Annotated in this window: 15 protein-coding genes, 1 tRNA gene and 1 pseudogene; 2 read left to right on the top strand and 15 right to left on the bottom strand. The window is 61.7% G+C overall.

Translation table 11 applies throughout. The features are described 5' to 3' along the window. Positions 1-154 precede the first annotated feature (154 nt). The 10 genes from APH25_RS07660 to APH25_RS07615 form a co-directional block, all read right to left on the bottom strand. Complete coding sequence (locus APH25_RS07660) at positions 155-595, bottom strand: single-stranded DNA-binding protein (RefSeq protein WP_033894836.1); 441 nt, start codon at positions 593-595, stop codon at positions 155-157. A 72-nt stretch (positions 596-667) separates the two neighbouring features. Then, positions 668-1,195, bottom strand: coding sequence for a DUF3158 family protein (locus APH25_RS07655; RefSeq protein WP_034006785.1), 528 nt, complete (start codon positions 1,193-1,195; stop codon positions 668-670). Further along, entirely contained in the window at positions 1,192-1,971 is a 780-nt protein-coding gene (locus tag APH25_RS07650; RefSeq protein WP_034006783.1) for a PFL_4669 family integrating conjugative element protein, read from the bottom strand. The genes APH25_RS07655 and APH25_RS07650 overlap by 4 nt, the downstream gene beginning before the upstream one ends. Before the next feature lie 316 nt (positions 1,972-2,287). Then, positions 2,288-3,520 (bottom strand): STY4528 family pathogenicity island replication protein, encoded by a 1,233-nt coding sequence (locus tag APH25_RS07645; protein WP_034006782.1) that lies wholly within the window; start codon positions 3,518-3,520, stop codon positions 2,288-2,290. 3 nt (positions 3,521-3,523) lie between these two features. Next, entirely contained in the window at positions 3,524-4,084 is a 561-nt protein-coding gene (locus APH25_RS07640; protein WP_023093474.1) for a DUF2857 domain-containing protein, read from the bottom strand. A 15-nt stretch (positions 4,085-4,099) separates the two neighbouring features. Then, a complete protein-coding gene (locus APH25_RS07635) occupies positions 4,100-5,758 on the bottom strand; it encodes a ParB family protein (protein ID WP_034006780.1) in 1,659 nt (552 codons plus the stop codon). Beyond that, positions 5,751-5,999, bottom strand: coding sequence for a hypothetical protein (locus APH25_RS07630; protein WP_034006778.1), 249 nt, complete (start codon positions 5,997-5,999; stop codon positions 5,751-5,753). The genes APH25_RS07635 and APH25_RS07630 overlap by 8 nt, the downstream gene beginning before the upstream one ends. Continuing rightward, positions 5,983-6,858 (bottom strand): ParA family protein, encoded by an 876-nt coding sequence (locus APH25_RS07625; RefSeq protein ID WP_034006775.1) that lies wholly within the window; start codon positions 6,856-6,858, stop codon positions 5,983-5,985. The genes APH25_RS07630 and APH25_RS07625 overlap by 17 nt, the downstream gene beginning before the upstream one ends. Positions 6,859-6,900: 42 nt before the next feature. Continuing rightward, a complete protein-coding gene (locus APH25_RS07620; protein ID WP_023103939.1) occupies positions 6,901-7,113 on the bottom strand; it encodes an AlpA family transcriptional regulator in 213 nt (70 codons plus the stop codon). 118 nt (positions 7,114-7,231) lie between these two features. Then, positions 7,232-7,984: a hypothetical protein gene (locus APH25_RS07615; protein WP_034006773.1), complete on the bottom strand. Its 753-nt coding sequence runs from the start codon at positions 7,982-7,984 to the stop codon at positions 7,232-7,234. Positions 7,985-8,013: 29 nt separating this feature from the next. Between APH25_RS07615 and APH25_RS25645 the strand changes: the two genes are divergently transcribed. Together APH25_RS25645 and APH25_RS07610 are read left to right on the top strand one after the other, a co-directional pair. Continuing rightward, positions 8,014-8,169 carry a hypothetical protein gene (locus APH25_RS25645; protein ID WP_162836353.1) on the top strand — a complete coding sequence of 52 codons (156 nt, stop codon included), beginning with the start codon at positions 8,014-8,016 and terminating at the stop codon, positions 8,167-8,169. Between the two features lie 693 nt (positions 8,170-8,862). Further along, positions 8,863-8,938 (top strand) — tRNA-Gly (locus APH25_RS07610). An 89-nt stretch (positions 8,939-9,027) separates the two neighbouring features. On the opposite strand, the gene APH25_RS07605 is transcribed toward APH25_RS07610, so the two are convergent. From APH25_RS07605 to APH25_RS25450, 5 genes and pseudogenes are all read right to left on the bottom strand, one after another. Continuing rightward, a complete protein-coding gene (locus APH25_RS07605) occupies positions 9,028-10,107 on the bottom strand; it encodes a fimbrial protein (protein ID WP_060481548.1) in 1,080 nt (359 codons plus the stop codon). Positions 10,108-10,152: 45 nt separating this feature from the next. Beyond that, entirely contained in the window at positions 10,153-12,138 is a 1,986-nt protein-coding gene (locus APH25_RS07600) for a fimbria/pilus outer membrane usher protein (RefSeq protein WP_256217493.1), read from the bottom strand. Positions 12,139-12,181: 43 nt separating this feature from the next. After that, positions 12,182-12,508: pseudogene (locus APH25_RS25890) on the bottom strand (FimD/PapC N-terminal domain-containing protein); the annotation flags it as partial. A 351-nt stretch (positions 12,509-12,859) separates the two neighbouring features. Next, a complete protein-coding gene (locus tag APH25_RS07595) occupies positions 12,860-17,959 on the bottom strand; it encodes an RHS repeat-associated core domain-containing protein (RefSeq protein WP_060481547.1) in 5,100 nt (1,699 codons plus the stop codon). Between the two features lie 2 nt (positions 17,960-17,961). Next, the gene (locus APH25_RS25450; RefSeq protein WP_156333146.1) at positions 17,962-18,540 is read right to left on the bottom strand and encodes a hypothetical protein; all 579 of its coding nucleotides are present in this window, start codon (positions 18,538-18,540) and stop codon (positions 17,962-17,964) included. Positions 18,541-18,812: the final 272 nt, after the last annotated feature.

Here is an 18,812-nt window from a genome sequence, read left to right as displayed (position 1 = left end):
GGGCGGGGTGGCGCGTGGCCGCAGGTGTGCGGACCGGAAGCCGCGATTTGCGGGAGCGCGTGGAAGTCGGTGGACGTTGGTGGAGCTATCCCCTGGGGATAGCTCGCGAGCGCATGGAGGACGGAGAAGACGTGCGACCGCCCTCCATGCCGGTTCACTTCCTGCGCTTGGATTCTTTCGGCGCAGCCGGTTCCTGCGCGGCCTGGGGCTTGGGCTCTGCCTCCTGCGGCTTCGGGCTGAGGGTCACGGATTCGATGCGGAACGGCAGGATGCCGACGCTGCGCGCGTTGATCTGCCAGGTCTCGCGCGGCTGATCCTCGTTATCCGTCCAGGGTTCGCGCTCCATGCGGCCGACGACCAGCACGCGCATGCCTTTCTGGTACAGATCCTTCCAGTGCTCGGCGTCGCGGTGCCAGATTTCCACCGGCGCCCAGAAGCCGCCCCGGTCCTCGAACGTGCCATCCTTCTTCGGCACAGGGTTGTCGAAATAGACGTTCAGGCGTAGCAGGCGGCTGGGTTCGTCGTTGCCGTTGGGGAATTCGCGGTACTCCGGTGGCGAACCGATGTTGCCTTCGCCGGAAAAATGCGTGCTCATGGTGTGATCTCCGTGGTGGTTGAAATACCCGTGCCTCGTCGGCGCCGGGAGCGTGTTGGATGCACGGCGCAATCACCGATCGCGCATTGCGGCAGGAACGGACGTGTGCCGGCGCAGGTAGGCGTCGTCCGCCTCGGCCGCCTTGCTGGCGCATTCCTGCGCCTGCCTGCCCAAGGTGTGCAGCAGGCTGATTTGCATGTTCAACGTGATGCGCTGCAGCTCGATCGCGTGCAGGTCGGCCAGCAGGTTGACGGGTGTGCTGCTGCTAGCGATCAGCTCACGCCACAGCGCCACACCCATGGCCGACCTGTCGTGCTTGCGCCAGCGCAAGAAGACGGTTCCTGCGCCAGTGGTTTGTTGGGCCAGTTCGATGGGCAGCAGGTGGAAGGGGTGCCCGCATGCCTGCTCCAGCACCTGTCGCTGCGCCAGGGCAATCAACTCGTCGCGCATGGCGAAGCACTGGCTGGCCCAGGCCTCGAAGTCCCCTTTACCCTTAAAAGGCTTTAAAAGGCCTTTTAGAGAGGCCGCGTGTTCCAGCCGCATGAAGGCACCCTGTTGCAGTCCTCGGAAGTAGCGGGTCGGTTGGTTCGGATCGCTCATGCCGGCTCGTCCTCGTCGGCTGCGGCTTCGGGCGGCTCTGCGGTGGTGGCTTCATCGCCGGGCGGAGGTGCTTCGGCAGGACCGTCGCTGCGCTGTTGCAGGCCACGGCGCACGATGGGCGGAGCAAACTTCGAGCGGCGAGTGCCTTCCAGCACGTCCTGCGGCAGTTCGCCATACTTCTCCAGCGCGGCCCGCGCTGCGGCATTCTTCGACGCGAAATCATCGCGTGTGCAGCCCGAATAGCGGTACTGCTGGGCCAGCGAGAACAGGCTGCGCAGTGAATGTGCGCCCTCGTTGAGCCAGCGTTCCAAGGTGCTGCGGTCAATGAGCGCGGTGTGATGGGCGAGGATCAGCTTGCGGGCGATGTCGTCGTAGTCGGCCAGAAGATAGACCGCGGCAAAGCCGAGCTGCGCATTGACGAAGAGCGGCAGCTTGACCGGCTGCACGTTGAGGTTTTCGCCCAGACTAAGCGCTGGCGGCACGCTCGCCAGCGCGTGGTCCACCTGTTCGCGCAGCGATTGCAGTGTGGCCTTGGTCTGGTCGAGCTTTTCCTCGATGCGCAGCATCCAGAAGTCGCTGTACGGGTCGTCCTGCTCCGAGCCCCGCCGCATCTTGTTCATCTGGGCGATGTAGCCGTTCAGGCCGACGATGCCCGGTCGCCCCTCGGCGGCGGCGCGGCCGTGCCAGATGCGGGAAGCGTGGTGGGTGTGCAGGGTCAGCGACATCGCACTGCGCAGGGAGCCGAGATTCAGTTGCAGAGGTTCATTGGTTGCCATGGTGTCCGCTCGTTGTTGGAAAAGGAGCGGCCAGCTTCGGCAGGAAGCGGAAGGCAGTCAGTCAAGAATCCGAATTCCGGCCGGCCCCGGTTTAGGGCGTGGCGGTTGCATGCGGCGTGAGCTATCCCCAGGGGATAGCTCCATGGAGCGCCAACGAACGCTGCACGTCGGGATCAGGGGGACAACACCGATGCTGTGGCAGATGTCGATCCCAGGCCTGCGACAGCTTGGAGTTGTGCCCAGCAGCGGAACTATCCCCAGGGGATAGCTCTACTGGCGGCCATGGGCATCTACTTTCACCACCTTGCATGCCGACTCACTTACTGGCGAGCAGATTGCGTAGCCGCTCGATGTGCTGCTTGGCGACTTCCGGTGGCACTGGCTTACCCTGCGGCTGAGGTGGCGGTGCTGGTGCTGGTGGTGGCCGCTCGTTTGGCGGGACGGATGTCGATGGCGCGTCTTTCTTGGCCCAGGCATTGAACTCGCCATGGATGGCGCGCTGGATGATGCCGAACAGATACCCCGCAGGATTGCGGATGCCATGATTGCTGCATCGTGTGGCCCATTCGTCCAGCACGGCCTGTCTCAGCGCGGCATCGACCTGCTGCAATGCCACCCTGGCACCTGTCTGCTGCTCTGCCTTCAGTTCCGTGAAGCGCTTGGGCCATTGCAGATCGCCCAGCGCGCGCGCCTGCGCGGTAGTACGTACTTCATTAATACGACTACTACGTACTGTACGGGCCTGCTTCGGATTCCGAAGAGAGGCGTCTGGCGCGGGTTTCGCCCCTGCTTCGGATTCCGAAGACGGGTCATCCGCATTCCGAAGAAGGCTCGATGTTCCTTCTTCGGATTCGTGGGCGGCATCCTCCTGTGGATAACTCTCGGCGGCCGTGATGCCTTGGCTGGCGAGGCGTTCTGCCAGGACCTGCAGCCGCGACGGCAGTGTGCGCCCGGAGAGCAGCGGATCTTCTGCGATCTCCTTGAGGGTGTTCAGGCCGACCATCTGGACGGCCTTGGCCGAATGGCCAAGGGACTGGCTGACCAGTGCCAGGTAGTCGGCGTCGAGCTGCATGGCCTCGAAGGGCGTCAGCGGTTCGTCGTGCAGAACATAGAGGTTGCCGAGGATGCGGCCGGTCTTGGGGTCACGCCGTCGCCGCACCAGGCTCAACCATCGGGTGAGGCGCAACAGCGTCAACGCTCGGGCCACGGTTTCATGCGAGGCCTGTCCGGCGCAGGGCATCGACGCCAGCCAGGGTCGAAGCTGCTCATACGTCGGGAAGGCTGTCACGCCATCGTCGTTGAGCATCAGCCGGAACACCTGCCAGGCGTTGCGCTCCAGCGGCGTCAGGCGACGGTCGAGGAACAGTCGCCGCGGCACGGTCTCATGCCGGTTGCCGCTGAAGAGGAAGGCATCGCCGGACGTGGCGGGCGTCGGCGCAGGCATGGGTGCTGGCGCACTGGGCTTGGGCACGAGGTCTTTCAAGGCGGCGTCGAACAGGTCCGCGAGTGCGACGGGGCCACGGTGTGGTGTGGTGTCGTCCACGGCCATGGCTCAACCCAATCCCTGATCGACCCAGCTCTTGATCGAGGCCCAGACCACCGACAGAGGCAGCGACATGCCTTCGGCCAAGTCCATGGTGGCGTCGAGGATGGAGGTTTCGTCTTCGAGATCGACATTCCTGCTGCCGGTCACGGCCTTCCATTGCCGCCACAGCTCCGTGTCCTGTTTCTCGTCCAACACGGGGTGGCGGCCCTTGCGCTTCGGCAGGCCGAGGATTTCGCGGCGAAGCGCCACCTCCTGGTGGGTCAGGCCATAGAACCGACTGACCATCTCGGTGCTCGCGCCCAGCCTGAGCATGCGATCGACCGTGGCGATTTCCTTCTCCACGTCCTGCGCCTGCTTGAGCAGTCGCCGGAGCACTTCGCGGTTGACCGTCACCGAGCACCAGGAGACGTTAGCGTTGGCGAGCACGCTGATCAGCGCGGGATGCTTGAGGGCGTCCAGTTCTTCCTCGCCAAACCCCATCAGTTTGCACCGGCGCAGTTGCCCATTGCGCAGGTCATAGAGGGCCTGGGCGATGACGGCTTGGTTGAGTGGGTGTGGTGCGGACATGCTGGCCTCCCTCGCTCACATTCCAACGCCCGCAGCGCCGGCTTCAAGGTCGAGCAGGCGCCGGGCCAGCCGCAGCAGCCGGAACAGCTTGACCAGCGAGGTATCGCTCAATCGCTGGGCCGCATCACCCTGACCGTGCAGCAGCGCCGGCAGTTCGATGACGATTTGCCCGTCGTGCAGGCCGACGTCGGCGGGCCGCTGACCTGCCAGGCACGCCAACAACGCGAGGACGGCACGGCCCAGCGGCGCCGAGCTTTGGGTGCGGGCCCGGCAAACGAAACCGATACCCTCTGCACGGTCATCAATGCACTCGTCCAGGTCTGCCTCGCCCGCGATTTCGCGGGCGAACTGTGCGATGTGGATGCGCAGGCGCTCGGCGGTGTCCAGGCCGGGATCGATGTACCAGACATCGGAGATCGGATAGAGCCCACCAGCCTGCACAGGGATGGACTGCAAGACGCTCGCCGAGAAGTCGGGCGGCAGCGCATCACCCAACTGGTCGGCGACCATGCGCTGAATGGACTGGAGCCGTTCGGTCGTCGGTGCCGGCGAGACGATGTGCTCCCGAAGCAGATCGCCACCCGCCGCAGGGTTGGCCGGACTTGCCTGGCTGGCATCCGTGTCGCTCTCGCGCGTCGAGGGCGTTGCCGCAGGTCGGCCAGCAGGCGGCGCTGCGGATGCAGTCCCTGCGATGGGTGGCGCAGTGTTGGCAGGTGGGCGCGCGATGGTTCCCGGCTCCGGCAACGCAGGCGGCGTCGAGGGCGGCGTTGGGTCGCTGACCAAGGCGCGCTGCCGGCTCTCGGATTCGGTCATGTCCAGGGCGAGCACGTCGTAATCGACACCCAGCATCTCGGCCATCTGGCCGATCAGCTCGTCCTGTACACGCTGCGCGGAGAACTCGTCGGCCTGGACGTCGAATTGCGACAGCACTTCCTGGAAAAATTCGTCGAAGTCCTGAACCAGTGGGCGGCCCTTGGCGTAGCGCTCCCACGCGAGCATGCAGGCTTTGCGCATGACCGACAGGCGTTCGACCTGATGGCGACCGAGACCGCCATAGAGCACGGTGGGGATCGCGGGCAGGAGATACTGCACCGCGTCGTTCATGCGGCTGATGTGCGACTGTTGTACCGGGAAGCCATCGGCGGCGAGGCGGCGGGCCAGCTCGGACTGGCTCAAGGCAGTGCCGCTTTCTTGCTCGTAGAACTCGCGTGCCTTCTCGACGCCGAGGGCGCGCTCGATGAACGTGAGGCCCCCGCGCAATTCGTTCTCGGCCAGGTGGCCGGTCAGCATGACGACTTCGCCGCGGCTGGGCCACGGCCGGAACAGGCACGAGATACGGAAAAACCGTTCGTCCTTGGTCTCTGACCATAGTTCGCGCAGGATCGCCAGCCGCGTATTTCCGCCGTTGCGGATGATGTAGTGGTCCTCACCTGGTCGGCGAGTGATGGCCGGCGCCGCGTCCAGACCGCGCTCGCGGATGGACGCCTTGATTTCCTCGTAGGCCGGGTTGCGTTTTTTCCTGGGATCGTGGTCGTAGGGGCGCAACTGATCCAGGGTCACGACCATGGGTGTGTCGGCGATCGGGTCGCTCAAGGTCGAGGCTGACGGGCCGCTGCGCTCGAACCCGGCCGCGAGCAGCTTGCCGGCCATCTGCTGGGAGGTGATCTCAGCCATGGCCGCCTCCCTGCGCTTGGCATCGGGCCTCGCGCTCAGCGCGGCGGATTTGCGCACGGGCATTCAGGGTCGCCCGGTGGTCGCTGGCTGTCGAGCTGGTGTAGATCGCGGCGCAGCCAGGTTTGGTGAACTTGAGGTGGCCGCCAGGCGTGCGTTTGACGTGCCAACCTTCGCCAACCGCGAACTCGATCAGGGCGCGAAGCCGTTTGTGGCCTCGGGCAAGCTCATGTGCGTTCGCCATGGGGCCTCCCAGCATCAAGAGGGTGTGGCGGACGGCCGGACACCATGGCAAATCGGTGCCGCCATTGCGGGAATAGTTCGTCTGCGAGGCCGCGCATGGTGTCGAGCGCGGCGGGGGCGACTCTGCCCGGCGGCTGACGGTGTTCGACCCGATGCACCGGCAATCCGCGCGTAGCTGCACGCGGATATGCCTCAATGGCCGGCACATCGGTGGCCAGCACGCGGATGCCGGCGTGGTTCTGGAAAAGATCGCGCAGGGCCTGCTGGATCAGCCGAGCATTGGCGGACACTGGGTGGACGCGATTGATGAGCAGATGCAGAGGTGGAGGCTCGATGCCCAGGTGCCGGTACGGCGCAATGTCTTCGAGCAACTGCATGGTGCCGCGCCGCAGCTCGCGCGCCGCGAGGATTTCCGGGGTCACGGGCGACAGCGCGAGGTTGGAGGCGAGCACCGCCATCTCCAGCAGCACCGAGCGCGCGCCTTGGGTGTCGATCAGCACCAGGTCATAGAGAGGCGCCAAGACCGGCAAGAGATGGCGCAACCGCAGGCGCCCATCCGGCGCGTGCAACAGCAAAGTGTTCAGCTCGCCTCGGTGGTCGTTGGAGAGCACCAAGTCCAGGCCCTCGATGATCGTGCGGGACACAAGCAGCCCGAGGTCGCGCTCGTTGAAGGCCAGCAACTCGTAGATGCCACCAGGTGCGCGGTGGCCTAGCTCGTAGTACGAGGACAAGGTGGGCTGCACGTCGAGGTCGAGCAGCAGTACACGCAGCCCCGCGTCCGCGGCAAGGCCGCCGAGGTTCGCGGCCGTGGTGGTCTTGCCGACGCCACCTTTGGTTGAAATGATGGATACGACCTGCATGGCGTTCTCCGTGTGAGGATGGGAAGTCCGCTGGAGAACGGGTCAGACCCGGTTGTTGACGCGCTCGGCGATCCACTGATCGATCTCGATGGAGTCCCAGCCGACGGCGCGCACGCCCAGGCGCAGCGCCTTCGGGAACAGGCCTTTGCGCATCAGGTTGTAGATGTGGGCGCGTTTGAAGCCCGACTTGGTTTCGACTTCATCAAGCCGCAGGATGCGGCGTTCACTTGCGGGCAGTGCAGGTGTTTGCGACATGGCGGTCACTCCTGAACGCTCAGTGGCGTTTGTTGGCGTGACCACCATTCAATAGACATGGACGCGAAAAGACATTGCAAATGCAATCTCCGTGATTGCATATACAAGGTGGAAAACCTCAGACTGCCGCGCTACGCAGCCGGCGTCTGGCCGTGGCGAACTTGCCGTTTAGCGTCCGCTCCGCGATCCCCATGGCGCCGCTGTGATGTGCGACCAATGCGCTGACCACCGCCTCCTGCGTCTTGAAGCTGGAGTACGGCACGCCCGAAGGCGACTGACCGAGCATCAGGTCCAGCATGCTGCCGATAATGTTCAGGTAGGTGGCTTCGGCACGATCACTGATCAGGCACTGTGCGCCAGCAGAGGGCGGCATCTGCTTGAGAAGCGCCCCGTGCTTTTCCTGCAACTCATGCAGTTGGCGTTTGTACTGGTCCAAGGTGGACTTCAGGGCCAGGCGCTCGATTAGCATCGCCTGCCCAGTTTCCAGCGAGATGAAGGGATGGGCGATGCGCTCGCTTCGGGAGAAGAGGAAGCCGGGTCGCTGCTCGGGATAGTGTTGGCGCATCCAGCGCTTCAGATCGACGTGGCGCACCGTCAGATCAGGGGAGTCGATCAGCGTTGAATCGCGCGTCGTGATGCCGTTCTGCCCGAAGGGCAGTTCTCCATTGAGGATGCCGTCGAAGATACGTTCAGTGCAAAGCCGCAGCTCGGCACAACGTGGGCAGTCCAACGACTGCGGCAGGCGCCTTGGCGACGAAATCGAAGCCAGGATCACCTGCTCGTATCGCAGCAGCCCGGCCCAGCGGATGGACGCTTCGATCGGGCGATAGAACACCTTTGATGTTGGTGCATCATTCTTGTTCTCGTGCATGCTCCGTCTCCTTCCAGGAGAAGAACTACATGACCGACTCCTTTGTCACCGACCTCATGGTCGGCCTGTCGTCTGTGCAGGAAGTGGGCACCGAAGGCCTCTTCGTCATGTGGTTTGAATACTTCTCACCAGTTCGCGCAACTGGTAGTCGTCGTGTGCTCGATGTGCAAAAATTCATCGATTAGAAGGTCGAGCATCGGGACGTAGGCTCGACAGTGACGCTCACGCTATCAGGGTCGTGAGAAGTTACGGTTTCTGCAAAACCGTCTAGGTATGACCTGATATGCCAGCGGTCTCAGGAAGCGTGAGGGGGCCGCAATCGGCCTCGAATGTCCAGCCGGACGCAGCAAACCCGCACCTGTCATGCTTGCCCCGTCATCCTGATATATCGACAAAGAATCGTGTGCGGAAACGCGGTGGCCAGCGTGCGCGTTCTTTCAAAGGAGCTTGACCAGAAGGGCGCCTGTGAGTTGTGGTGCAGGCGTTACTAGGTGGCATCCGACCTGTGCCATCACCAGAACCATCTGCCTGATCGTCTTCGCGGTGATGGATGCGGGGCAGGCAACCGGGCGTGGATGATGAGTTCGAGGCAGTTGCCTACGACGATGTACCGATCGTGGGTCTGGTGTGCTGAGTGCAGCTCTTTGGACGTCTGTGGAACTCTTTGGACGAATTTGTTGCCGAGGACGAAAAACAAGGCTACAATTGAGGTCTTCGCTGGCCAGTCCAACGAAGAAAGTGTTTGGGAAACAACGACTTACTGTCCTAGTACACGTCTCGTTTCCCGCTCCAGTTTTTCAAACTGTGGCGTTCATGACGTAACAGCGGTGGTGCAGGGTAGTACAGCCTTTCACTCCGACGGAAGCACGCTTTACATTGCGGGAATAGCTCAGTTGGTAGAGCACGACCTTGCCAAGGTCGGGGTCGCGAGTTCGAGTCTCGTTTCCCGCTCCAATACAAAACGCACCAAAGGAATCCTAACATTCCTTTGGTGCGTTTTTTTTGCCTGCGAAATAGCCTGGCCATGGCCAGGCTATTGGCGGTTAGCGGTATTCGATGGTGAAGTTCAATGCGCCTTTGGCCTCGCCGGGCGTAACCTTTGCTTGTGTCTGGTAATACCGTGCGCGAAGATCAAGGCGCAGGGTGCCGGGGGTAAGGGCCACCATATCCACGAACTCCTCCAATTTCAGCGGGGTATTGTTGCTGCGCAGTACCTGAATGCCGATGCCGCTCGCGGTCGAGTCTGTCGTCAGTGTGAACAGCCCTATGTCCCGGTCAACCGGCACTGACCCGTCTACGCCTTCCAGGCGCATGAATGCGCGTGCAACGCTGCCGGCCGGGTCGTCCTCGCAGTCGCTGAGGGTGATGAAAAAATCAACCGGGTTGGTTTTGCTGCCCTGGCCTGTGAAGTCGGCGATGTCATGAGTGCCAAGCTGTACCGGGTTGGCACTGACTGCGTCGGCCCTGACAGTGCACTGGGCCTGCTGGACTTGCCCGCCCAGGGTCAGCCTTACGGCATCCCCTACATCGCTGACAACACCCCTGACGACCTCTTGGTTGAACGAACTTATGCCAGGCGGGATGGGGCCAGTCTTGATCAAGGCCATGTACTTGATGGTGAGATTGGTCATTTGAAGGAACGCGGGCCTCATGTCCCTGCTGTTTTCACCCACATAGGGAACGGCGCCGATACCGCCGTCGTTTGCCTGGAACGAATTGCTGGATGATGCGTTGAGGAAGCCGCCCAGCTCCAGATACAGGCCTACGCCCGGGATGGTGGTTTGTAGCACTTTGCCCGTCACATCCTTCCCGTCGACGGGGGGGAAGGTGCCGGGGGCGACAGGTAATGGCGTCCCCATGTTGGCTGTCAGGCTTAGTGACCCGTCGTTGTCGCACTTCAAGGCAAAGCCGGGGCCCAGTACACCAGTGGAAGTGGCTGAGTAGATCTTGCTACCCACGGGTGCATCGCGTGCCACCCACTTCATGCCGCCGAGGTTGTGCGTGAACTGCAGCGGGCCTGTGGTCGTTGGCCATTGGCATCCCAGGGCATGGGCCTGGCTTGACAGTGTCATCATCGTCGCCGCAGCAGCGATGCCGATGAAATAACGCGAAAAATGGGGCATGGTCGGTTCCTGTTGCAAGCATGCGGCATCGTCGCACGGGCTAGGTCATGGAGTAGGGCAATGCAAGGTCTGCAGGTGGTAGCCTTGCTCTTCCGGCATGGTTGCCGGGTCGATTTTCAACAGGCAGCGCTGTTCGGCGCGGTCGCCCCAGCGCGCTTCCAGGGTTTGTGCCTGGGCATCTGTCGCAATCAGCGCCTGGCCAGCCTGGCCCACTACCGCCAGGTGCTTGCCCTGTTGATCATTGACCTGAGTGCCGAAGGGCAGCGGGCGGCCGTCGGCATGTTGCAGGGTCAGGATCAGGCGGCTGACGTGGCGAGCCTTGAAGGTTGCCAGGGCGACTGCGCCTCGGCGTGGGACAACCTGGGCGGCACCGTTTTCGATTTCCACATCCGGGCCAAGTTGGTCGGTTTGCAGGGTTACCTGGTTGACCCGGTAAGGGCGCATGTGCGGGGCGAGGATGTAGCCACTGCTGTCGGTGCTGCCACCGGGCACGTTGTCGACACCAACGCCGGGCACGTCCGGCAAGTGCACCAGCGCAGTGGTCTCGCCCAGGTATTGCCCCAGCACGATGCCGCCGGCATGCGCCAGGACCGCGCCACTGGCATTGACCGAGACGCTGCGGAAGTCATCCGCTTCGGTGTAGCCGGCACCCAGGTTCACCTTCTGTGTCTGGTAGCTCATCGAAGCCGAGGCGGTCTTGCGCTGCTGTTCGTCGTTGGCCAGCGATGCCAGGTAGCTCAGGCGGTTGTCCTGCGAACCGCCGTTCAAAGTGGCGCGTTCGCTGAAGCGGCCATTGCTTTCCTGCACATCGAAACTTGCAGTGGTTGATGTGCCCCAGTCCAGCGGGATGGTGATCCCCAGGCCAACGATACGGTCGCTGCCGCTGTCGTCGCTCAACGACTGCGAGGCGTACAGGTTGATGCTGACCCGGCGGTACTGGGTATTGAACTGGAACTGGTACTGGCGCCGCTGGCGGTTGGTGCCCCAGTAATCGTCCTGGGAAAGGGTAAGGCTCAGTGAGTTGCGGTTGCCGAACGTCTGGTAGATCGAGCTTTCCAGGCGGCTGCGGCGGTTGCCCTGGTAGCGGCTGGAGGCGTTGCGCTGCTGCACGGCTTCGTCGAACTCGCGATAGCCTTCGGTGGAGTAGCGGTAGCCGGCGAAGCGCAGGCTGGTGCCGGTCTGGAAGGCCTTGCCGTAGCGCACAGAGTAACTCTGCCCCTGCACCTGGCCGCCTTGCTCGCCCAGGTCGGTACGGGCCTGGGTCACGTCCAGCGACACTGCGCCAAGCGTGCCGAAGTCGCGTGCGATGCCAAGGTTGGCGGCATCGTAGTACTCGCTGCCCAGCAGCCCGCCATACAGTGTGGTGCCCCACTGGCCGCCACGGGCCAGGGTGGCTTGCCACAGTGCGGGGTTGTCGATGCCGTCGGCGCCGTCATAGCGCCCGGCCACCAGGTTGTAGCGCCACACGCCTTCGCGCAGCAGGTTGCTGAGGGTGGAGTAGGGCTGGATGAAACGGCGCACTTGGCCGTCGGCCTCTGTGAGGACGATTTCCAGGTCGCCGCTGTTGCCGCCGATGCCCAGGTCGTTGATTTCGTACGGGCCGGCGGCAACGTAGGTGGAGTAGATTGGGTAGCCGTTCTGCAGTACCTCCAGCTTGGCCCGGCTTTGGGCCACGCCGCGGATAACCGGAGCGTAACTTTGCATCACATCGGGCAGCATGCCCATGTCGGTGGCCAGCTGTACGCCTTTGATGGGCAGGCTGCGGAACACATCGCCGTTGCTGAAGGTTTCGCCCAGGGTCAGCGTGCCCCATTTGCCGGGCAGGTCGTGCTGGGCGTAGGTGTTGAAATGAACCCAGTCCTGGCCTTCGCCGTCGTCGCGCCAGCTTTGGCTGCTGCGCAGGCGCCAGCCGCCCAGGTTGATACCGCCGTTGAGGTACAGGTCCTGGCTGCTGTTGGAGGTGCCGGTGTTGCCGCTGAAATGCTGCGCGGAGGCCTGGTAGCTGACAAAGGCCCCAGCGCTCGGGTGCAACGCTGCCGGCCACATCGCGGCGTAGGGCCACCTGCGGGATGGACAGCGCCAGCTGGAGTTGGCCGGGGTCCAAGTCGAAGGTGGCATCGGGCACCCGTGCGAGCAGGTCGACGCAGCGCTCGTCGCTGGGCAGTGGCTCGGCCAAGCCCTGTTCACGCAGACCCAGTTCGCGCAGCAGGCTGGCGCTGAGGCAGGGCTCCAGGCCCTTGCCGTCGCCGCGCTCACGGAAGTCGATTTCATGCTTGCCCGCCGGGGCCAGGTTGACCAGCACTTCAACCCGGTAGCGGCCTGGCGCCAGGGTGGCTTGAGTGGCCAGGGTGCTCAGGGCGGCTACGCTGGCGTCGCTGGACTGGCCTGGCGTTTGGCGCATGAAGTTGGGGTTGAATTGAACTTTTCGTTCATCGGCTTTAGCGGGCGCGACAACGATGAATAACAGGCTAATACTCGCGGCAGACAAAAACAGAACTGAGCAATGGCTTGCAGTCAACAGCCGGTTTCGGATGGTGTTACGCATAAGAAGGAACCGTTGGTTTGCGCGGGCTGATAGGGTCTGCAGCGCTAGCTGTTCAAAGTGGAATGCCGCTTACTGAGCATGCCAGTTAAGGCGGCTGAAGATAGCGAGAAAGACAGATCATATTCTGTAGGAAAATTCTGAGTGATGTGACCTTTTATCTAGTTTCTTGTAGGCGAGGGCGGCCTTCGGCGAAGGCCGCCTGTAAGCTTATGTACCTAAGACAAACCTACCATTTCTGAAATCACGAAGTGGAAGCATGTTCAGCCACTTACCTTTTCCGACTATCCTGTAGCCACCTTTGATCGGGCCTATTTCTATGTCGGGTGCTTCAATTTTCGGCGTGTGAGAAGTAAGTAACTCATCTGTTACCTGAAGGCCGTCGTCCCGAGAGACTGTGGAAAGAGAGCTTTTCCTGGAGGGAGATACAGCTGGAGATGGAGATAGGGAGAGCCCGTCATCGAATAGAGGGTTAGACCTGAAGGTGAAGTTATCTGAAAGGTCCAGTTGGGCAGTTTTTCTCGGGGCGGCTTTTATAATCTTTTTAATATTGTTGGTGGTTCTGTGTACATTAACTGTCTTGTTGGTAGTGTTAAAAATGTTTGTAGTAACTGTGGAAGTGACAGCGTCGCTAGAGGCATACAACTTGCCTGGGAAAGTCGCGTTGACAGCTGCATCTGCTGCTGCCCTTTTCGCCACCAGCCGGCTATACCCCATGATCCCCAACGTACTCAGCGCACTGGCAATGCCCAGCCCGAACGCCCAGTCATAGGCCGCATTGCTCCCTGTCACCATTGCCACCACAGAAACCGCCGTGGCGGCCGCGTCAAGGGCAAGGCTGGCTGCGCCAAACGCGAAGGCCATGGTCAGGCCTACCGGGGGCAGGGCCATGAAGCTGACCACTGCAAATGCAGCACCCAGGGCCACGCCAAGCCAGGATCGCCAGTCGGCCTTGGGTTTCAGTGGTTTGGGCGGAACGTACGGCGCCTCCGTGCTGTGCCGCATGCCGTAATGGCCGCTTGGGTCGCGCCAGTTGACCGGGTTGCCGCCGCAGTACACATACGGGTTGATACCGGCCGCTTCTGGCGCCGCCGTGTCCGGGCTGTGGAAGCGCATCAGCCCAGGGTTGTAGGCGCGGTAGCCGCGCCCCAACAGCGACCAGCCCAAGGCCCGTTCGCGGGCTTCGCCGTTGAAGCCAAGCAGGCCCACCAGTTGGTCGTTGTCCGGTGAATCGCCATAGGCTGTGTAGGCGTTATCGCGCAGTTCATCACTGCTGCATTCACCCACCACGCTGTTTGCCGCGTCGGTCGCGTACAGCCGGTTGTCTGCAGTTTGAGCAGGGCGTTGCAACCCCAGAGGGCGGTCGCCTGCGTACAGGTACTCGGTGAGCAAGTCGGCATCGCGTGTACTGCTTATCCGGTAGCCCTGGTAACGGCGCGACACTTCCGGGGCTTGCTCATGGCGTACGCCGATCAGATCGTTGTGGCCGTCATAGCGGTAGCAGTACAGGGGCTGCCCATCGCTGGCCCGTTGTACCTCGCTCAACCGACCATGGTCGTCGTACACCAGCTTGTTGCCTTGTTCATCGTTCAGCAGGTTGCCTTCGGCATCGTGCTCGAACGCCTGGCTGGCCGGATAATCGGGTTGCAGGGAGTGCTCTGCCAGTTTCAGGATGAAGCCGTCGTAGGTATAGAACGCTTCGTCCGATGTGCCATCGGCAAAATCGGTGTAGCACTCGGTGAGGTTGTTCAGTTCGTCGTAGACGAAAAACTGATTCTTGATAGCCCGGCCAGCAGCGTTGCGCGGCAGGGTGGTGCCTTGGCAGTTGTGTTGCTCCAGCCGGTCGAGTGCATCGTAGTCGAAGGTTTCCAGCAACACTTGCTGGTTGTCACGGGTGAGGGTGCGGGTGCGCAGTTGGTCATCTTCCTGCCACGCCAGCGCGATGCTTTGGGTGAGCGTGGAGCCATCTTGCCGGGTGAGCGTTTGTTCGCGGTTTTTCTCTCGACCAAGTTCGTCGTAAGTCTGCTCGCACAACAGTACCTGTTTGTTGGCCAGGTCCTGGGTCGTGGTTTTCCAGAGCCGCCCGAGCGTGTCGTATTCGAACGTTGCGATCAGGTCACCTTGGCTGGTCTGTTGCAGTTGCCCCAGCGCGTTGTAGTCGTGGGTCATCTCAGCGCCGTCACTTTCGGTGGAGCCCAATGGTAGGCCTTGGAACGAATTGCGATAGTCGCAGTGATGGCCTTTGGCGTCCTGGCCCTCCCATTGGGTTTTCAGCAGGTAGCCTTGATCGGTGTAGGTATAGCTGTGCTTGCCTTGTGCGTCGCTGGCCGTGCTGATGGCCGAGGTTTTGGTGTCGTAATCGAACGTCGTGCTCTTTACCGCGTCAACGTCGATCTGGTTGGGTTGGGCGGAGCGCGTTGGGCGGTAGTGGTAGGTGAAGGTGCGCTGCGCAGTGGTGCGGGTTTCTACCAGCGAGGTGTTGCGCTTGTAAGTGTAGGTTTCATCTTGCAAACCCGCCTTCAGCGACTTCAACCGGTCGAGGCCATCGTAATCCCGTTGCCAGGCAAGGGTGGGTTCGGCACCCTTGCGCCGCTCGACCAGCAGCTGTTCGGCCAACGGGGCGGCACTGTGCAGCGCGAACTGGCTGAGCACTGCCGACTGGTCGGGCCGTTCGGTACGGGTGACTCGGCCTTCGGCGTCGTAGGTGAACGTGCTCGTTCGGCTGACCGGCTTGTCGTTGCGTTTGAAGGTGTGTGCTTCGCTGATGCAGCGGCCAAAGCCGTCGTAGCTCAAGTCATGGCGGCCAACGTTCTGGCCTGCGTCGTCCAGCCGGTACTGACACGCCACTTTGTCGAAGCGATTGGTCTCGGTAACCTGCTGCTGCTGGCGAACATCCGGTTGGTCTGGTGTTTCAACCCAGTTGGTGACCACGTCGCCTGCTTCGCCGAATGGCGAGAATTCGCTGTGTTGGGTAACGCCGTTTGGCAAGGTGGTTTTGCTCAGCCGGCCCCAGGCATCGTATTCGAAGGTGGATTTCAGTGTCAGGGTCTTGCCGTCGTAATAGTCGAACGCGGTTTCATCGCTCAATTGGCCCAGTTCGTCGTAATTACGCTGTGCAACCACTCTGCGTTGCCGTGTTTTTTCAGTACCCGGCGTGCTATCCGGGGCGCCTGGCACTTCCGTTTCGCGCTCTTCGGTCACCACCCGGCTGCAGCCATCGAAGGTGATGAAGGTGCTCACGCCCGTGCTGCCTGTAACCGACTGCGAGGCCAGCCCGGCCGGGCCTTCTTCAGGATGAGTGACCAGCCCGTAGGTATGGGTTGTCTTAGCCTCGTCAACGCCCTGGCCGGGTGCAACGGTTTCCTCTACCAGGCGGGCAAGGGGGTCGTAGCGGCGGCGAATGGTGTTGCCGGTGTCGTCTTCTTCGTACACGCTCTGGCCATGCAGGCCAGACACGGCCATGCTGGTGCTCTTTTGCACCAGGTCGAAGCCGGACACGGTTTCTTCGGTCCAGTACTCCAGGCCATGCACCTCGTTGACGACCTTGCGGTACGCCCAATCGGTACGCGAACAGCGGCTTTCTATGGCCCGGCGTACCGGGTTGGCGCTGTCGTCACCGTAGCGGGTGGTCAACTGGTGGTCTGGGCGGCCGTGCAGGAAGGCATTGCCAGGCATGTTCAGGTAGGACCGCTCTACCTTGATCAGTAGTTGTTCGCGCTCTCCGGGCTGGCCTGCATCGAGCAGTTGCAACACCTGTTCTTCGCAAGGTGCAAGCCACTCGCTCGCTTGGCCAAGGCTGGACAGCACCGGGTAGGCCTTGTAGGTCAGCCGGGTCCGTAGCACGGGGGCGTCGCCGGGCAGATCCTGCACGGGGTAAACCGTTTTGCACTTAAGGTTGCGCACAAAGCCCTGTGGGTCGGGCGGGCAGACCCAGGTGTCACCGTCTTTTTCGCCATCCTTGTCGTAGTATTCGTAGGTGACGCGTACACCCGTGGGGGCCTGTTCCTCGGTGACGTTGCCGTAATCGTCATACAGGGTGGAGGCGGTTTCCACGTGCAGTTTGCCGGCGTCGCCACGCAGCTTCCAGCGTTTGGTGATGGTTTTGGGCAGTTGGAAGTAGCGCGGTTGAGCGTCGAAACTGTTGCCGGGGCGTTCATGGAAGACGGTGTCGGTTTCTTCGATGTGGCCATCTTCTTCAAGCGTTTGCTTAGTCAACAGGTGGTAGCGGTTGAATGTCTGCGTCTGCTTGCGCGCGATCTTGCCTGCTTTCCAGTAATGCGCGGTGACACTGTAACGGTAGCTCGATGGCGCCCGGTACAGGTTGTCCTCGCCGTCGTCACGCCAGCTGACATTGCTATTGCTGCCGACGAAACTGTGCGCCACCTCGATGCTGTTTTCTTCATCGAAGTGCGTGTAGGTATAGGTGGTTTTCAGCGGCGGCTGGTCGGCACGGGGTTTGACTTCATGGGTGGTTACCCGTGGAAACACTCTTTGAGGTTGCGTGCCGGGCAGCAGGTGGCCAGGGTCGTTGTTTTCGCCATAGCGCACCTCCTCCACGGCGCCTGAAGGCGTGGATACCCTTGCAAGGCAGGTCAGGCCCCGGGCTGTGGTGTAAGCGAAGCGCCAGTTGCCACCCACGGCCGGTGGTAGTTTTACCTCCACCAATGCCCGGTTTCTCAGTTCCAGCATGTAGCGTAGAAATGGCTGGTTGTCGGCCCCGGCGCCTGGGTGCGTATCGATGGTTACCCTGCTGTCGGTGTACTTCAACGCTAGCAGCACCGTGCCATTGTCATCAACGATCTCTTCCAACCGGCGGTTTTCAGGGACGTAGCTGAGCGTTATCCCGTGGCCGGAGGGCGCCCTGACTTTGGTGGGCAGGGCGATGGGGTTGACCACGTCATGCAGGGTGAGTATTTCCACAAGGCCGGACTTGTGCTCTACACGGTACGGGCCATTGCCGTTTTCGCCGTCGTCGTAAAAGTTGAAACTGTGAATTTTCTTTTCGCGAATAGCGGGTTGCGGGCCGGTACCTGTCACTTTGTAGCTTTCCCCCGTGTGCAGGGTAAGCATTCGAGTGGCGGGCACGTAGCGGGTCATTGTCAGTTGCCAGCCTGTGCCGAAGCCTGAGTCCTCGTTGTTGAACGGGCTGTACGACAGGCGCAAGGGCAGGCCGGGGCCGGTCAGGTCGTTGCCGGCCGGCACTTGCAAGTCAATGGCCAGGTTGTACTGGCCGGTGCGTTGGTCGACATGGTTCTGCACGAAGCTCTGGAAGTTGGTGGCGTTGCTGTGTACCCCGGAAGAATTGGCCATGATCAATTGCTCCGTGGGGCCATGGTGACCACGATGCAGGCAAGTTCCCCCTGCACGATCTTGTCGCCGTTACCGATGATCCTGAAACCACGGCTTGGTGCATTGCTATCGAGGCCGCTGTTGGTCAGGTAACCCGGTTTTTCCGGGGTGCCCGCGTAGGTCCAGAGCTTGTCGATGCCCATTTTTTCCAGCGAAGCGTTGGAGCGGCTCGTGTCAAGTTCGATCCAGGCGCTGTTGGCTTTTTCACAGCGCTCGTTATCAGTGAGCAGAAAATTCGATTTGATCGGCACGTTTCGAATGCGAATGGCGTGAGGCTCATTGGCGTCGGCTGAGCATTGTTTTTTAGGTAGCAGTTTCACGGTAGTGCCGCTACCCGCTTCTGGTAGCGCCAGCCCGCAAGCAGGTTCGGTGTTGTTATCCGCTGTCTGGTAGAGGGCGAGGAAGGGGGTCGGATCAGCCTGGGTTGAATCGGTCGTGGTGGCTGCAAAGGCGGCAACACCGCTTAAAAGCAAAGGTGCAGCCAACAGGGCCTGTTTAATGGCTGTTGTGACGGCGAGGCGACGATAGTGTAACTGCTTCATGATTCAGGGCTCCCTGTTGTTCATGGTGTTTGAACAGACAAAAAAAACGGTTTGTATTGCTGGGATAGTGGCGGGTTCTCTGCTCGCAGCTTATTCAAATTGCCGTGCGGTGAAACCTGTCAGAATTAACAGGTGTGCTGAAGTACCGGGGAGTGGGTTTGGGGCTGCTTCATACTTTATGGCTGTTGTCACCTGGTAGTTTTATCCGGTGCCCGCGTACCTGGCGGATGCGTACTACCTGTTATTTCTGTCAGTAGCCAGCCGTGGTAGTG

This window comes from Pseudomonas sp. NBRC 111119, from assembly GCF_001320125.1.
Taxonomy (GTDB): Bacteria; Pseudomonadota; Gammaproteobacteria; order Pseudomonadales; family Pseudomonadaceae; genus Aquipseudomonas; species Aquipseudomonas parafulva.
The sequence above is the reverse complement of the archived record's forward strand: the minus strand, read 5'-3'. Positions and strand labels throughout refer to the sequence as shown.

Bases quoted from the DNA above. Each gene is read 5' to 3' on its own strand.
- APH25_RS07650 (WP_034006783.1), bottom strand. From the start codon at position 1,971: ATGGCAACCAATGAACCTCTGCAACTGAATCTCGGCTCCCTGCGCAGT.
- APH25_RS07625 (WP_034006775.1), bottom strand. From the start codon at position 6,858: ATGCAGGTCGTATCCATCATTTCAACCAAAGGTGGCGTCGGCAAGACC.
- APH25_RS07660 (WP_033894836.1), bottom strand. From the start codon at position 595: ATGAGCACGCATTTTTCCGGCGAAGGCAACATCGGTTCGCCACCGGAG.
- APH25_RS07640 (WP_023093474.1), bottom strand. From the start codon at position 4,084: ATGTCCGCACCACACCCACTCAACCAAGCCGTCATCGCCCAGGCCCTC.
- APH25_RS07655 (WP_034006785.1), bottom strand. From the start codon at position 1,195: ATGAGCGATCCGAACCAACCGACCCGCTACTTCCGAGGACTGCAACAG.
- APH25_RS07615 (WP_034006773.1), bottom strand. From the start codon at position 7,984: ATGCACGAGAACAAGAATGATGCACCAACATCAAAGGTGTTCTATCGC.
- APH25_RS07635 (WP_034006780.1), bottom strand. From the start codon at position 5,758: ATGGCTGAGATCACCTCCCAGCAGATGGCCGGCAAGCTGCTCGCGGCC.
- APH25_RS07630 (WP_034006778.1), bottom strand. From the start codon at position 5,999: ATGGCGAACGCACATGAGCTTGCCCGAGGCCACAAACGGCTTCGCGCC.
- APH25_RS25450 (WP_156333146.1), bottom strand. From the start codon at position 18,540: ATGAAGCAGTTACACTATCGTCGCCTCGCCGTCACAACAGCCATTAAA.
- APH25_RS07645 (WP_034006782.1), bottom strand. From the start codon at position 3,520: ATGGCCGTGGACGACACCACACCACACCGTGGCCCCGTCGCACTCGCG.
- APH25_RS07620 (WP_023103939.1), bottom strand. From the start codon at position 7,113: ATGTCGCAAACACCTGCACTGCCCGCAAGTGAACGCCGCATCCTGCGG.
- APH25_RS07595 (WP_060481547.1), bottom strand. From the start codon at position 17,959: ATGGCCAATTCTTCCGGGGTACACAGCAACGCCACCAACTTCCAGAGC.
- APH25_RS25645 (WP_162836353.1), top strand. From the start codon at position 8,014: ATGACCGACTCCTTTGTCACCGACCTCATGGTCGGCCTGTCGTCTGTG.
- APH25_RS07605 (WP_060481548.1), bottom strand. From the start codon at position 10,107: ATGCCCCATTTTTCGCGTTATTTCATCGGCATCGCTGCTGCGGCGACG.